This window comes from Roseixanthobacter glucoisosaccharinicivorans, assembly GCF_043195095.2.
In the GTDB taxonomy this organism is placed as follows: domain Bacteria; phylum Pseudomonadota; class Alphaproteobacteria; order Rhizobiales; family Xanthobacteraceae; genus NCEH01.
In genome coordinates this window covers 1,739,218-1,753,639 of the sequence record NZ_CM195538.1, presented here as the reverse complement: position 1 = coordinate 1,753,639, position 14,422 = coordinate 1,739,218, and the positions used below count along the sequence as shown (strand labels likewise).

The window sequence follows — 14,422 nt, the reverse complement described above, 5'->3', positions numbered from 1 at the left end:
AGGTCACACCTCGACCACCAGGGTTTCCACCGAAGTGATCAACGGCAAATGGGCCGCGATACAGGTCCAACGGCTGCCCTCGTCGGCGCTGGCGTACAACGCCCCGGAATTGGTGCCGAAATAGACCCCTGCGGGTTCCAGCGCATCGGTGGCCATGGCTTGGCGCAGGACGTTGAAATAGGCCCCCTGCTGCGGCAGGCCATCGGTATGCTTCTCCCAGGAACGGCCGCCATCGGCGGTGCGCCACACCGCGGCCTGCGCGTCGGGCATGAAGCGGCCCGCCGTGTCCCCGTTCAAGGGGATCAGATACAGCATCTCGTCGTCGCGCGGATGCACGGCGGCCGGAAAGCCAAACGAGGACGGCAAGCCCGCCTCGATGCTCTGCCAGCTGCGTCCGCCGTCATCGCTGCGATACATGCCGCAATGGTTCTGCTGGTACAGCCGTTCCGGGTGATTGGGCGCCATGACCAGGCAATGAACGCACTGGCCGAATTCGGGATAATTCTGTCCCTCCGGCATGTAATCCGCCCGCGTACCGCGATTGCGGGGTTCCCACGTCTTGCCCCCGTCGGCGGAGTGAAACACGCCGGCGGCCGAGATGCCGACCCAGATCTGCGCATTGTCCTGCGGGTTCAGCACCAGCGAATGCAGGATCAGCCCGGCCCCGCCGGGATGCCAGTCGGAGCGGGACGGATGGGCCTGCAATCCGGGCAGATGGGTGAAGCTTTCTCCACCGTCAGTGCTGCGGAACAGTCCGGCCGGCTCGACGCCCACATAGAGCGCGTCGGCGCCATGGGCGAGGCTCCATGCCGTCTTCACCGGCGGCGCACCAGGATCATAGGCAAGACCTTCGCTCGAATGGGTCCAGCTCGCGCCGAGGTCACTCGACTTCCAGACCGCGGGGCCGAACCATTCGTTGCCGCCCGCGGCATGAATGGTTCCCGTGCGGGGATCGCCCACCACGTGGTTGAGAGGCCAGGTCTCGCAGAACGGGCCGCGCACCTCCCAACTTTGCCGCGCACTATCGCTTTCCGCGATGAAGGCACCTTTCTTCGTGCCCACCAGCACCAGGACTTTCTTCGCCATCGTCTCCTCCATCCCAGCAAGAGCCCGTCCCGGCCTCACGGCACCAGATTGACCATCCAGCTAATACCGAAGCGGTCCGCGACCATTCCAAAGCACGGCGAGAAAAAGGTTTGTCCAAGGGGCATCTGGATCTGCCCACCTTGCGAGAGGGCGGTGAACACACGTTGCGCCTCGGCCTCGCTCGCAACGGCAAGGGAGAGGCTGAAGCCCTGGAAGCTGGTGCTGTTCCGGCATCCCCCGTCGGACGCCATGAGGATGCTTTCACCGATCTTGAAGCTCGCATGCATGATCTTGTTTTCGGAACCCGGGACAACCATGCCCGGCGGTGGCGGCTCGGGCGCCTCGCTGTACCGCATCAACAGGTCCACTTCCGCGCCAAGAGCGGTCTTGTAGAAGGCGAGCGCCTCCTCGCACTTGCCATCGAACGTCAGGTAGGGTTGGACCAGCATCACATTCTCCCTTTGTCCTGCGACACTGCCGTCGCATCGGCGCGCGCGGGTGCATGCCGCGCGGGCGTTCTGGGCAAGGACGTACGAATGTGCACGCGGCCGACAGGCTGCCGTGACTTTTTTTTGCGCCGGGGGAGCCGACGCTGTCGCCGCTCGCAAGACGGACCACGACCGCCCCCCACCAGGGCAGCGCGCCCCTGGCTCAGGACCCGGAGCGCAAAGTCGTAACGGCAACGCAATTTTCGCCCACCGGCAGGAACAAGGTCTGTTCGCCCGTGGGAAGCGCATAGAATGGCAGGTCCGACAGGGGCGACATGAGCTTCGAGCCAGGAGGCAGAAGCGAGGGCGCATCCTGGCAGCGCTGCTTGATCGGAACCACGCGCACCAAATTGCCTTCGCAGGCGCCTGCCGTGGGCGCCACCAGGATCACACCCGCGGCCTGCCCGGCCAAGCGCGAATTGGCGCTGAATTGCATGCCGACGGTGCCCTGCACCGCATGCTGATTGGGGGCGGTTTCCGCCACCTGGGTCTGGAAGGCATAATTCGCCCCGGTCGTCAGCGCCTTGCCAAGCTTCGCATAGGTGGCGGCGCAGGTTTGCACGCCATTGGCCAAGGCATGGGCGGTGAACAGGTCCTTGCCATCGAGCGCGCCCGACGGCGCCTGATCGGACCGGCTCATCAGGCCCGGTATCCCGCCGTGCTGCGACACCACTACCCCGAGAGCGAAACAAGCCAGCAAGCTGGCCACAGCGCCCGCCGTCAGAAAAATTCGCCGCGTGGAGACGCGATGCTTGCCGCCGCCGGGTTCGACGGCAGGCTTTCGGCTTGATCCGATGATGCGTTCGTAGACGCTTTGTTTTTCAGTCATAAGCGTGGTTCCAGAAAGGCCCCTGATGCGCGGAAACGCGCGCCATTCGTCTCGGCTCAGATTGCTGAAAGCGCCTGGGTGAGGCCGGCGAGCGGGGCGCGAAAGGACTCGTGCCGCGCCGCGCCATTCACCTGGAGATCATATGTAATCCCGATCACCCGCTCCGCCTCGATTGCCGCACGCAGGCGGGCCTCCAGGGACAAATAGGAGATGCACAGGCGCTCGTTGCACCCGCGAACCGGAACCGTAACGGGGGGCTGGCCGTCACGAAGATCGAGCGCGACCGTCCCGGAGCCGGCGGCGGGCGGCGTCCGTACAATCATCACCGGCCGACCGTCGTCCATGGCGGCAAGCGACCAGCTGAACACGGTTGCACCCGAAGGTCCCAGGATCTCCTGCGAAATATTGCAGACCTTCCGCTTCTTGACCCGGTTCTCATCGCAAATCAGCGTCCAGTTGGGGAACGGGCGGATGGTGCGCAAATATTGCCCGAGCGGCACGTCCGGTGGCGGAACCACATCGGACGGCTTCACGAGATAGCCTGGCGAAAGCTCCTGTGACACGGAAGGCTTAGCCGGTTCGTGTTTTTTGGCTTTCTCGGCGGCAAACGCCGCCCCGCACGCGAGCAGATGGAGTGTGAGAGCCGCGGCGCACATGGCGCCCCGACGTCCCCGGGTGACCCACATGACACGCCCCCTATCAGTTGAGGGTGAGGCTCAGACCTCCGGCCGCGCCCCAATCCCCACCGGCGCTGCTTCCCGAGATATTCATGCGCATCCTCTGGTCCGGGGTCGTGTAGCCCAGCCCCATGGCGAAGGCGCTCTCCCCGCCCCAGGCCCCTGCCCCGACCGCGGCGCTGACCTTCCCCGGCCGGTCGTCATAGCGCAGTGATCCCGCGGCAAGGCCGACCGCCGCGGCTTGACGCGCCTCGGTGCGCGCGGTCGCGATCTGGCTGTTGAGGCTGGCGAATTTTTGGTCCGTATAGGCATTCGCCTGCGTCAAGGTCTGCTGCGACTTGGTATCGGTGTAAGTATTGGCGGTTGATATGGCATAGGAGGTTTTTGAATCGGTATAGGTGTTGGCAGAGGCGAGAGTTTCGCTCAGTCCCGTCTTCATTTGAGCAACATTCACGGCATCTTTGCTTGCGACGCCCGCCGCTACGTTCGAAATCACCACCGGCGCATTCGCGTCCCCGCCGGCCAGCGTGATCGAGTTGAGCTTGTTGCCGCTGGTGTCGGTGTCGTACTGAACCGCCGTTCTGCCGAGCACGCCGATGCTGCCGACAGCCGAGCTAAGCGCCTGGTTCGTGGCGTAGAGTTGCGAGCCATTGACCGCATCCGTCGAGGTCGCGTTGACCTGGCCGGCCGCAAGATTGGTGATGGTGCGCTCCGCCCCCACCGCTCCCACAGAGACCGTGCTGGTTGCCGTTCCCGCGACCGCATAGGTGGTGCCGTTGATGGTCATGGTCGAGGTCTGAACGGCAGCGGCCGTGGTGGAGCCTGATCCGAGTGCGACATCCCCCGCATTATTCGCGCTGGCCCCCTGGCCGATCGCCGTGGAATTGGCCGCCGCGCCCTGGGCGGAGGAGCCAATGGCGATGCTGTCGGTGCCTGTCGCCCGGCTGACCGGCCCGGTGGCATTGACCTGAACATAAGGCGTGCTGCCAACCACGTTCGAGAGCGTCGTATTCAAGCTCGACAGCTTGGTGTCGACCGCTCCGATGGCGTCGCCGACATTATTGTAATTCGCATGATCGACGCGATAGGTGGGAGCAATGAGCGTGCCGTCGGACGCGACCGAGGCACCGCCGCCGAAGACCGTCGCGGCGCTGCGCGACACGCCGAAAAGCTGCGACCCATTCACCGCATCGCTGGACGCTGCCGAAACCGCACCCGCCGTCACATTGGTCAGGAGCGTGCCGCCGCTGCCGGCGAGGGTAATGGTGGTTTTCGGATCTCCGGCAACGCCGTCATACAGCACCGCGCGATCCGAAAGATTGGCCACGCCGGCGGAAACCGCATTGACCTGACCCACATTGGCCGCATCCGTATCCAGCGTTCCGGCCGCGACATTGGAAATCTTCTGCGCCGATCCGCTCCCATGGCTGGCGTCATACGCGCCGAGGGACGAATTCCATTTCAAGGCATCGGAGCCGAGCGCCGCGACCGCCTGGTTGGTGGAATAAAGCTGTGCCCCATTCACCGCGTCGCTGGACGCGGCGGAGACCGCGCCCGCCTTTACATTTGTCAGCGTCGTGCCGGTGCTGCCTGCAAGGGTGACGGTGTCCTTCGCGCTGCCAACCGCGCCGTCATACATCACCGAGCGATCCGAGAGATTGGACACGCTGGCGGTCACCGCCTTGACCTGAGCGACATTCGCCGCATCGGAATCTGCCGTTCCGGCCGCAACACCGTTGATCTGGCGAAACTGTCCGCTCGCGGCGTCGCCAACCGAAACCGCGGCCAATGTGCTCTTGGTGGCCGCGATGGCGTTGGCGGAACTCGCACCGGTCGGCACGTAGCCATCAAGGCCGGCGGCCGTATTCGCGACCGCGCCTTGCCCAAGCGCAACTCCCCCGGCGACGCCCACGGTGGCGCCGGTGCCAAGCGCAACCCCGTTCGACACGCTTGCGGTTGTGGCCCCCGCGCCGATCGCGATCGACGAAGCGCCGGTGGCGCTCGTGGCCTGCGTGCCGATCACGATCGACTGCGCCCCCGCCAGGCTGCCAAGATTTGCGGCCTGAACCGCCAGCGAATTTCCCACGACGCCCGACACCCAGCCGAGCCCGCCACTCGCGGTGCCGACTTGACAGCTCCAGGCTGCGGAAGAGGACGAAGGATCGTCGAGCGTGAGGCAGAGATTGCTGAGCCCGGCACTGCTCCCGGCGCCGCTGCTGCTTCCAATCACATAGCCGCCGGCATTGGCGACGGTGACGAAGCCGAGCAAGCCGGCCGCTGCACCTCCCAGGCCAAACCCGAGGGTAAGTGATTTGCGACGGAAGCCAAGACTCCTATGAGCAAGCCGCAAACTTGCAATAAGGCGCCGCCGATCTGAGGATTTCATAGCGGTGATCCCAAATGGAGAACACCGATTACGCACGTTACTCAAATACGACACAGATCCCCCCCAAAATAACGCGCTATAAGTTTTCGCTAAAACGCCCCCAGTTCCATGGTTCGACGTAAAGTCGCCGTCGGCTTTTTTATATCTTCGCCATCATGGCGCCCCGCCTGCTCCGCGGCTTCGACCGCACGTGCCAAACCACCCCGCCCGCCCGGAGGCACGGCATGCAGGGAACTGACGGCTTCTTCCCTTGATATTTCCAGCTCCGCCAAACGTTGAATGAAATGAATCTGCTTTTGCGGAGCTGATTGACCACATACGGACATAACAAGTCCCATAACATAATGGATGAATATCAGATTTACGTCAGACTCGCTCCACGCATCGAAACGCTCGGACAGAAGATTACTTCTGAATACGGCAACGCAATCCGCCATATGGTCAATGCATACCATATTACCTTCGACTTGCTGACGATCATCACCAACCGACATCATATTCCCTCATCAATTGATGGCGGCCCCCCGCGGTTCGCCAACCTACGAAGCGATCCTTGCCAAAGTCCTAAAATGCGATTCATCAAAATGTTATATTAATCTTCACCGCTCTGGAGGCCGTCAGGGCCCCGCCGGAGGGAATCGGCCTAAACTCAAAGATTTAGATTTCCGGGCCGCAACCCATTTTTGTGGGCGAGGCCCGCGGTCGCGGGCCAAGGGGGGAGAGAGGGCCGGGCAGCCTTTCCGACGTGAGCCCGTCACAGGCGTGCCGAAGGACGCGCGGAAAGCGCAGGTGGCGCTGCACGTCCTCAACGCACGATTCTGACTCTTGCCTGACGTCCCGGCACGCGCCTCATTGGCTTCGGGCAAGGCGCCGCCGCGCGCTGCCGCTGAACTGCCCAGCAAGTGCACATTATTTGGGCTTGCTTGACGGGCGGCAAATCTCATTATGTCTATACATGATTTAGGCATGGGGATCTCGCAGTGCAGGACTCCGTTCTGGCCTTCGATGACATCAGGCAGGACTTTCCCGTCCCCGGCCGGAACGCCGCGATGCGGGTGCTGGACGGCATCAGCTTCGAGGTGCAGGCGGGACGGTTCACCGCGGTGATCGGCCCGAGTGGCTGCGGGAAAAGCACCTTGCTGCAAATGGCGGCTGGCTTGCTCGCGCCCACGTTGGGCGCGGTGCGCCATCGTGGGCACCTCGTGAAGGGCGTCAATCGTGACGTCGGTTTCGTCCCCCAGCAGGCACAGCTGTTTCCCTGGAAGACCTTGGCTGAAAATATCGAGCTGCCGCTGCTGCTGCGCGGCGTCCCGCTCGCCGAACGCCGGGCGCGGGTGGCGGAAGCGATCAGCTCGGTCGCGCTCGACGGATTCGACGATCATTATCCCAACCAATTGTCCGGCGGCATGCAGAAGCGCGGCTCGATCGCGCGGACCTTGGTCTACCGCCCCGACGTGATTTTGATGGACGAGCCGTTCGGCGCGCTCGATGCGCAGACGCGCATGGTGATGCAGGCCGATCTCCAGGCCCTGTCCATGGAGGCCGGCGCGACCGTCGTGTTCGTCACCCACGACATCACCGAGGCGATCCTCCTGGCCGACGACGTGGTGGTGCTGAGCCAGCGCCCCTCGCGCCTGCTCGCCCATATTCCCATTGACCTGCCGCGACCGCGCGACATGTTCGAGCCGTTCCGCACGCCCGGCTTCGATCAGACCTACGAGCGCGTCTGGGCGGCCTTCAGTTCACAGGTCGCCGGCGCGCGCCGGCGGCATTGAGGCGCGCATGAACGACATGGTCGAATCCCGCATGCGAGACTCGCTCCAAGAGCCCGCGCACGCCGTTGAAAAGCAGCCCGCCGAGGACCGTCCGGCGCCGCGCTCGGCGCGCCGCTCCGCCGCCATCTGGGGACAGCGGCTGCTGGTATTGCTGCCGGGCATCGTGCTGATCGCCTTCTGGCAATGGGCGTCCGGACGGCTGATCAAAGAGATCTACGTCTCCAAACCCACCGCGGTGGTGGCGCGGCTCTATGAGCTGTTTTCCAGTGGCGAGATCTACCCCCATTTGTGGATCACCGGCCAGGAACTGGTGCTCGGCTATGTGATCGGGGTCGGCTGCGGCGTGATCGGCGGCTATGCGCTCGGTCGCTCGCGGCGTCTCTCGGCCATTTTCGAACCTTATGTGATGGGTTTCTACGGGGTGCCGAAGATCGCGCTCGCCCCCTTGTTCATCATCTGGTTCGGCATCGGCATGTGGTCGAAGGTGGCGCTCGCCGCGATCATGGTGTTCTTCCTGGTCTTCTATAACGTTTATTCGGGCGTGAAGGGTGTCGACCGCGAGCTGGTCAATCTCGCCAAGGTGATGGGCGCCAACGAACGGCAATTGACCACCCACGTCTATTTGCCCGCCGCCGCGCCTTTCGTGGTGCTCGGCATGCGGATGGCGATCCCCTACAGCGTGATCGGCGTGATCGTGGGCGAATTCACCTCCTCCATGCAGGGGCTCGGCCTGTTCATCCACGAGGCATCCGCCACCTACGACCCGGCGGGCGTGTTCGCCGGCATCACCATCCTTCTCGCCTTCGTCATCTCCGCCAATGTGCTCGCGGGCCGGCTGGAACGCCGTCTGCTGCGCTGGCGTACGCCCCTCGGCGCGCGCCCCACCGATATCTGAACCCGAAACCGTCTCTGGAGGGCAACATGCGCGTGGTGCAAAATCTGATTGCGGCGGCCATCGGCGCGTCGCTCCTGTTCTCCCCGACCCTCGCTGCCGCGCAGCAGACCGTGCGCATCGGCCAGGCCACCTCGGCGCTCAGCTTCATGCCCCTTTGGGCCGCACGGGCCCTCGACGGCTATGCGGCCCAGGGGCTGACGCTGACGACGGCTGTTGTGCCGGGCGGCGATCCTTCGGCGCTGGCCGCGCTCGACGCGGGCGATATTGATCTGGCGGCCGTCGGGTCGGAGGCGGTGTTGCGCGCGGCGGCCAAGGGCCAGCCGTTCCAGATCGTCTATTCGCTGATGTCGAAGGTCACGCTCCAGCTGGTCGTCTCCAACGAATTGATGCAACGCACGGGGGTCAAGCCCAGCGATCCGATCGAGAAGCGGCTGGCGGCCTTGAAGGGGGCACTGGTCGGCGTGTCGTCGATCGGCGGCGCCCAGGATACGGCGGCGCGCTGGCTGGCGGCCAAGGGTGGCCTCGATCCGAAGACCGACATCAAGGTGGCCCAGGTGGGCAATCCGCCGGCGCTGCGCGCGGCCTTGGAAAACAAGCGCATCGACGCGTTCGTGCTGTCGCCGCCGGAAGGATATCTCGCCGAGAAGTCCGGGGCCGGTACCGTGCTGGTGTCGCTGGGCGATGAATTCCCGTTGCTTGCCCACCAGCCGTTCCTGGTGCTGGTGGCGAAGAAGCCCGTCGATGCCAAGACCACCGATCTGATCGTGCGCACGGTCAAGGTGATGCAGGCGGCGAGCACCGCTTTGGTGCAAAAGCCCGAGCCCACGGCGCTCGCCATCCAGAGCCAGTTTTTCACGAAGGCCGAGCCGGACAGCATCGTCGCCGGGGTCAAGGCGATGTCCAGCGGCGTCGCCGACGGCGGCCGCCTGGACGTTCAGAGCTTCCAGAACCTGCTGACCTTCGCCAAGGAGGTGGGCACCGATTTCGGCAAGGAGTTCGACGCCAAGGGCTCGGAGAACGATCTCTGGACCAACAGCTTCATCGACAAGGCGAAATAGCACCGTCGCGGCGTGCAGGCGGCGGGCATCTGGCGCGCCGCGCCGCACGCGCGGATCGCGCTTCCCTGGACCCCGACCCGAAGTGCCTTCACGCGCGGCCTCGCGCGCGCCGCCGCAACCGCCGAAGACCAGCAAACCACCTCCCCTCGCCTGCCGCAGGCTTTGGCTTGGCGCCATACCGGGCAGTGGAAAGAAGAGATTATGAGCAGCAAGCCGATCTACATCACCTTCCTGAACGGCCCGGATATCGCCGCGCTGGAGATCACCGACACCGAGATTCTCGACGCCATCGAGAAGAGCCTCGCCGCCCAGGGGCGCGGGGAAACCGTGATCGAGCCGCGCGTCCATCTGCACCCCAACCCGGCGGTTGAAGGGCATTTCAACGTGCTGCGCGGTGCCATCGGCGGCGATGTGGACATTGCCGGGGTGAAGGTCGTGAGCGACTTCTACCTCAATTATGAGAAGGGCCTGCCCTCCGAGATGGCGGTGCTCACCCTCATGTCGCGCGACACCGGCATGCCCAAGGCGATCATCGAGGCGGGCGGCATCACCGACATGCGCACCGGCGCCATCACCGCGCTCGGCGCAAAATATCTCGCCCGCAAGAATTCGAAGATCCTCGGCCATATCGGCGCCCGCGGCTCGTCTTATTGGAACGTGCGGCTGCTGGATCATTTGTTCGATTTCGATGAGATCCGGGTGCATTCCCGCCGCCCCGAGAGCTACCGCCCGTTCGCGGAAAAGCTCGAACGCGACCTCGGCAAGAAGATCCGCGCCGTCGACACCTGGGAAGAAACCGTGCGCGGCGCCGATATCGTGGTCGAGGCATCCCGCCTGACCAAGCCCGAGCCTTTGCTGAAGACCGAATGGATCAAGCCGGGGGCGTTCGTGGTGCCCTATGGCACCAAGAGCGCGGTGGAGCTCTCCCTGACCGACATCATGTCCAAATTGATCGTGGACGATTGGGGCCAGTGCCGCGAGGGCGAACTCGGATCGCTGCGAGCCCACGTGCGGGCGGGCAAGCTCTCGCCGGAAACCCTGTATGCCGAGATGGGCCAGATCGTCGCCGGGCTGAAGCCGGGCCGGGAAAACGACGAGGAAACCATCCTGTTCTGGCACCGGGGCCTGTCGCTGTCCGACATCGCGCTCGGCCACGCCATGTTGGAGAAGGCCGCCCGTCTGGGCATCGGCCAGCGGCTCAGGTTCGCCTGACGCGGCGCCCGTCCACCCGTTTCCTGATCCGGCGGCGCAGATCCACACGGCGCCGAACCGAATGAAAGACCATCCCATGGATCCGAAATCCTACGACCACCAGGATCTGCGCAGCTTTCTCACCGCTTTCGAGGCGGACCGCCCCGACAAGCTGGTGCGCATCAATGAAGAAGTGAACCTCGATTACGACACCACCGCCATCACCTTCGAGTTCGAGAAGCACGGCAGCCCCATGCTGATGTTCGAGAACGTCAAGGGATCGCGCTTTCCGGTGCTGATGAATATGTATGGCGCCCGCGACCGCTTCGCGGCGGCGCTCGGCGTGCCGGAAGACAAGCTGATCGAGCGCTGGGCCAATACCGACGCGACGCCGATCGCGCCGGAAGTCCTCGAAACCGGGCCCATTCTCGACGTCGTGCTGACGGGGGATGCGGTCGATCTGTCGTATTTGCCGATCATGCGCCATTTCGTCGAGGATGGCGGCGCCTATCTGACCAATGCGATGTTCATCGCCCAGGACCCCGAGACCGGGGTGCGCAATGCCTCGTTCCACCGCATGCAGGTGAACGGCAAGACCCGCTTCGGCACCAGCCTGCACAGCCGCCGGCACCTGTGGAACTATGCCCGCAAGGCCAGCGCCATGGGGCTGAAGGAATTGCCGGTGGTGATCGTGGTCGGGTGCCACCCGCTGATCACCTTCGGCTCCGGCCTGTGGAAGGGCCCCATCAGCACCGACGAATACGAGATCGCGGGCGGCTTCCTCGGCGAGCCGTTGAAGGTCGTGCAGGGAGTCACCGGCCCGATCGAGATTCCGGCGTTCGCGGAGATCGCCATCGAGGGCAAGCTGCTGCTGGATGCGGACGAGGACGAAGGCCCGTTCGGTGAGTTCACCGGCTATGCCTCGGAGCGCTCCACCCGCAATGCGGTGGAGGTGAGCAGCATCCTGCACCGCAAGGACGCCATCTACCACACCATCATTCCCGGGATTTCGGACGAGCACACGATGCTACTCGGGGTCTCGCAGGAAGCGCGGCAATTGAAGTCGCTGCGGGTGCAATATCCCAATGTCACGGCGGTGCATTATCCCAAATCCGGCACCTGCCTGCTGCATGCCTATGTGGCGGTGAAGGACCCCGCGCCGGGCGAGCCGAGCAACATCGCCATGGCCGCGTTCGGCGACAATCTCAGCCTCAAGCTGGTGATCGTGGTGGATGCGGACGTGGACGTCTATGACGAGGAGCAGGTCATGTGGGCGGTGTGCACCCGCTTCCAGGCCGATTCCGACATGGACGTCGTGCGCAACGGCATGGGCGCGATCCTCGATCCGTCCAACCGCAACGGCGCGACCGCCAAGCTGATGATCGACGCCACCTGCAAGACCCGCCCCTATGCCAAGCGCCACAGCCTGCCTGCGGACGTGACGGCGGCGGCCCGCAAGCTGGTGCAGTCTCTGGTGTGAGCTGGCGCGATGCGGTCCTTCCTCTCTCCCGCGCGGAGAGGGGGAGGACCGATCTAGGCCGGATCGACCTTCATGGCACGGCGCCGCTGCAAGAGAGATCGTCATGCACGGGCTTGTCCCGTGCATCCACGGGGCGCCGCCGGCACCGGCTTTTCAAGGCCCGTGCGGGCGACGTGGCGTGAATGGCCGGGACACGCCCGGCCATGACGAACGGTGCGGGAAAGGCAATCGCGCGCAATGCCGTCGGGCGCCTCGACGATCCACCCCGCAGCTGAAGGACGCTCGGTCTCAGGCCGGGGTGATCCGCACCATTATGATTTCGCACGCCCCGCCGAGCGGGGTCAGCACGGCCATCTCGTCCTGGGGCGATAGAAGGGCACAGTCGCCGGCCTCTAGCGCGACAGAGCTGGCCGCGCTCTCGGCGAAGCTTGGCTCAGACACCGCACCCTGAACCACGAAAATGACGACGTCCGCCCCCGCGCTGGGCACGCTCAGCGGCGCATCGAGCGTCAGGCGCGTCACCTCATGGGTGAAGCGCGCACGCCGGGTCATGATGTTGAGATCCACCACCGGGCCGCCATGCGGCGTGCCGAACACCGCCGCCTCGCCCGGAAACCGATAGGGTGCCGAGGCGGGATCGAGGCGAACCGGGGCATGCGGGGGGACCGCGAGGGTAAGCCCCTCGCCTGAGAGCACGCACAAGGTGCGATCAATGCCCGCGAAGGCCGAGAACGGCCCCGCGCTTGCGACCGTGGCGGAGCTGATGCGCCAGTCGAAATCCGAAAGCCCGGCGCCTTCAGGCACGGTGAGGATCTCCACGGTCTCTCCGCCGCCATTCTTCCAGGCCATGCGGCGGCAATCGGCGGCGCGGACGATGCGCATGGGTCAGCCGAGGATGCCGGGAAGGTCGAGGCCATGTTCGCGCGCGCAGTCGAGCGCGCTTTCATAGCCCGCATCGGCATGGCGCATGACGCCGGTCGCCGGATCGTTCCAAAGCACCCGCTCCAGCCGGCGCGCGGCTTCCGGCGTGCCATCAGCGACGATCACCATGCCGGCATGCTGGGAGAATCCCATGCCCACCCCGCCGCCATGGTGCAGCGACACCCAGGTCGCACCTGAGGCGCAATTGAGCAGGGCATTGAGCAGGGGCCAGTCGGATACCGCGTCCGACCCGTCCCGCATGGCCTCGGTCTCGCGATTGGGCGAGGCGACCGACCCGGAATCGAGATGGTCGCGGCCGATCACGATCGGCGCCTTCAGCTCCCCGGAGGCGACCATTTCGTTGAAGGCAAGGCCAAGCCGATGGCGATCTCCCAGCCCCACCCAGCAGATGCGGGCCGGCAGGCCCTGAAATTTGATGCGGTCGCGCGCCATGTCCAGCCAGGTGTGGAGATGGGCGTTGTCCGGGAGCAATTCCTTCACCTTGGCGTCGGTGCGATAGATGTCTTCCGGGTCGCCGGAGAGCGCCGCCCAGCGGAACGGGCCGATGCCACGGCAGAACAACGGGCGGATATAGGCGGGCACGAACCCCGGGAAGTCGAACGCGTCCGCGACCCCCTCTTCGAGCGCCATCTGGCGGATGTTGTTGCCATAATCGACGGTCGGCACGCCTTGCTTCCAGAACGCGAGCATGGCGCGCACATGGGTTGCCATGGACGCCTTGGCGGCCGCCGTCACGGCTTTGGGATCGCTGGCGCGCCGGTCTTCCCACTGCTGCAGCGTCCAGCCGACGGGCAGATAGCCATTGACCGGATCATGCGCGGAGGTCTGGTCGGTGACCGCGTCCGGACGCACGCCGCGACGGATCATCTCCGGCAGGATTTCGGCGGCGTTTCCAAGCAAAGCGACGGATATGGGCTTGTTGGTCGCGCAGGCGGTCTCGATGATCGCCAGCGCCTCGTCGAGATCCTTGGCCAGGACATCCACATAGCCGGTCTTCAAGCGCATCTCGATGCGGCTCGGCTGGCATTCGATGGCAAGGCAACTGGCCCCCGCCATCACCGCGGCGAGCGGCTGCGCCCCGCCCATGCCGCCGAGGCCCGCGGTGAGGATCCAGCGGCCGGCAAGGCTCCCGCCATAATGGCGCCGGCCCATCTCCACGAAGGTCTCATAGGTGCCCTGAACGATGCCCTGGGAGCCGATATAGATCCAGGAACCGGCCGTCATCTGGCCGTACATCATCAGGCCCTGGCGATCGAGGGCGTTGAAATGGTCCCATGTGGCCCAATGGGGCACGAGGTTGGAATTGGCGATCAGCACGCGCGGGGCATCGGCATGGGTGCGGAACACGCCCACCGGCTTTCCCGATTGCACGAGCAGGGTCTCGTCGGCCTCCAGGCGCTGCAGCGCGCCGACGATGCGGTCGAAGCTTTCCCAGTCGCGCGCCGCCCGGCCGATGCCGCCATAGACCACAAGCTCGCCGGGCCGCTCCGCCACTTCGGCATCGAGATTGTTCATGAGCATGCGCAGCGGCGCCTCGGTCAGCCAGCTCTTGGCCGACAGATCGGAACCGCGCGGGGCGCGAATGCGGCGCTCATTGTCGATGCGGGTCATTGCG

General features: G+C 65.0%; 13 protein-coding genes. 5 read left to right on the top strand and 8 right to left on the bottom strand.

What is annotated here, in order from left to right; translation table 11 throughout:
* Window positions 1–3: 3 nt before the first annotated feature.
* The 6 genes from V5F78_RS07850 to V5F78_RS07825 all read right to left on the bottom strand — a co-directional run bounded on the left by V5F78_RS07850 (window position 4) and on the right by V5F78_RS07825 (window position 5,963).
* Window positions 4–1,086, bottom strand: a complete 1,083-nt coding sequence (locus V5F78_RS07850) for a WD40/YVTN/BNR-like repeat-containing protein (RefSeq protein ID WP_394071558.1) — start codon at window positions 1,084–1,086, stop codon at window positions 4–6.
* Window positions 1,087–1,121: 35 nt separating this feature from the next.
* Window positions 1,122–1,535, bottom strand: a complete 414-nt coding sequence (locus V5F78_RS07845) for a VOC family protein (RefSeq protein WP_394071559.1) — start codon at window positions 1,533–1,535, stop codon at window positions 1,122–1,124.
* 202 nt (window positions 1,536–1,737) lie between these two features.
* Entirely contained in the window at window positions 1,738–2,214 is a 477-nt protein-coding gene (locus V5F78_RS07840) for a hypothetical protein (RefSeq protein WP_394071560.1), read from the bottom strand.
* A gap of 245 nt (window positions 2,215–2,459) precedes the next feature.
* Complete coding sequence (locus V5F78_RS07835) at window positions 2,460–2,966, bottom strand: invasion associated locus B family protein (protein ID WP_394071561.1); 507 nt, start codon at window positions 2,964–2,966, stop codon at window positions 2,460–2,462.
* A gap of 136 nt (window positions 2,967–3,102) precedes the next feature.
* Window positions 3,103–5,466 (bottom strand): YadA-like family protein, encoded by a 2,364-nt coding sequence (locus tag V5F78_RS07830; protein ID WP_509276694.1) that lies wholly within the window; start codon window positions 5,464–5,466, stop codon window positions 3,103–3,105.
* An 89-nt stretch (window positions 5,467–5,555) separates the two neighbouring features.
* Window positions 5,556–5,963 carry a hypothetical protein gene (locus V5F78_RS07825; RefSeq protein WP_394071563.1) on the bottom strand — a complete coding sequence of 136 codons (408 nt, stop codon included), beginning with the start codon at window positions 5,961–5,963 and terminating at the stop codon, window positions 5,556–5,558.
* Window positions 5,964–6,446: 483 nt separating this feature from the next.
* Between V5F78_RS07825 and V5F78_RS07820 the strand changes: the two genes are divergently transcribed.
* The 5 genes from V5F78_RS07820 to V5F78_RS07800 all read left to right on the top strand — a co-directional run bounded on the left by V5F78_RS07820 (window position 6,447) and on the right by V5F78_RS07800 (window position 11,865).
* The gene (locus tag V5F78_RS07820) at window positions 6,447–7,241 is read left to right on the top strand and encodes an ABC transporter ATP-binding protein (RefSeq protein ID WP_394071564.1); all 795 of its coding nucleotides are present in this window, start codon (window positions 6,447–6,449) and stop codon (window positions 7,239–7,241) included.
* A 7-nt stretch (window positions 7,242–7,248) separates the two neighbouring features.
* Window positions 7,249–8,136, top strand: coding sequence for an ABC transporter permease (locus tag V5F78_RS07815; protein WP_394071565.1), 888 nt, complete (start codon window positions 7,249–7,251; stop codon window positions 8,134–8,136).
* Window positions 8,137–8,162: 26 nt separating this feature from the next.
* The gene (locus V5F78_RS07810) at window positions 8,163–9,194 is read left to right on the top strand and encodes an ABC transporter substrate-binding protein (RefSeq protein ID WP_394071566.1); all 1,032 of its coding nucleotides are present in this window, start codon (window positions 8,163–8,165) and stop codon (window positions 9,192–9,194) included.
* A gap of 201 nt (window positions 9,195–9,395) precedes the next feature.
* Window positions 9,396–10,406 (top strand): ornithine cyclodeaminase family protein, encoded by a 1,011-nt coding sequence (locus tag V5F78_RS07805; protein ID WP_394071567.1) that lies wholly within the window; start codon window positions 9,396–9,398, stop codon window positions 10,404–10,406.
* Between the two features lie 76 nt (window positions 10,407–10,482).
* Window positions 10,483–11,865, top strand: coding sequence for a UbiD family decarboxylase (locus V5F78_RS07800; RefSeq protein WP_394071568.1), 1,383 nt, complete (start codon window positions 10,483–10,485; stop codon window positions 11,863–11,865).
* Window positions 11,866–12,153: 288 nt separating this feature from the next.
* On the opposite strand, the gene V5F78_RS07795 is transcribed toward V5F78_RS07800, so the two are convergent.
* Both V5F78_RS07795 and hutU read right to left on the bottom strand, forming a co-directional pair.
* Window positions 12,154–12,747, bottom strand: a complete 594-nt coding sequence (locus V5F78_RS07795; protein ID WP_394071569.1) for a HutD/Ves family protein — start codon at window positions 12,745–12,747, stop codon at window positions 12,154–12,156.
* A gap of 3 nt (window positions 12,748–12,750) precedes the next feature.
* A complete protein-coding gene (gene hutU, locus V5F78_RS07790; RefSeq protein ID WP_394071570.1) occupies window positions 12,751–14,418 on the bottom strand; it encodes a urocanate hydratase in 1,668 nt (555 codons plus the stop codon).
* Window positions 14,419–14,422: the final 4 nt, after the last annotated feature.

Bases quoted from the DNA above. Each gene is read 5' to 3' on its own strand.
- V5F78_RS07850 (WP_394071558.1), bottom strand. From the start codon at position 1,086: ATGGCGAAGAAAGTCCTGGTGCTGGTGGGCACGAAGAAAGGTGCCTTC.
- V5F78_RS07845 (WP_394071559.1), bottom strand. From the start codon at position 1,535: ATGCTGGTCCAACCCTACCTGACGTTCGATGGCAAGTGCGAGGAGGCG.
- V5F78_RS07840 (WP_394071560.1), bottom strand. From the start codon at position 2,214: ATGAGCCGGTCCGATCAGGCGCCGTCGGGCGCGCTCGATGGCAAGGAC.
- V5F78_RS07830 (WP_509276694.1), bottom strand. From the start codon at position 5,466: ATGAAATCCTCAGATCGGCGGCGCCTTATTGCAAGTTTGCGGCTTGCT.
- V5F78_RS07825 (WP_394071563.1), bottom strand. From the start codon at position 5,963: ATGATGTCGGTTGGTGATGATCGTCAGCAAGTCGAAGGTAATATGGTA.
- V5F78_RS07815 (WP_394071565.1), top strand. From the start codon at position 7,249: ATGAACGACATGGTCGAATCCCGCATGCGAGACTCGCTCCAAGAGCCC.
- V5F78_RS07810 (WP_394071566.1), top strand. From the start codon at position 8,163: ATGCGCGTGGTGCAAAATCTGATTGCGGCGGCCATCGGCGCGTCGCTC.
- V5F78_RS07805 (WP_394071567.1), top strand. From the start codon at position 9,396: ATGAGCAGCAAGCCGATCTACATCACCTTCCTGAACGGCCCGGATATC.
- V5F78_RS07800 (WP_394071568.1), top strand. From the start codon at position 10,483: ATGGATCCGAAATCCTACGACCACCAGGATCTGCGCAGCTTTCTCACC.
- V5F78_RS07795 (WP_394071569.1), bottom strand. From the start codon at position 12,747: ATGCGCATCGTCCGCGCCGCCGATTGCCGCCGCATGGCCTGGAAGAAT.
- hutU (WP_394071570.1), bottom strand. From the start codon at position 14,418: ATGACCCGCATCGACAATGAGCGCCGCATTCGCGCCCCGCGCGGTTCC.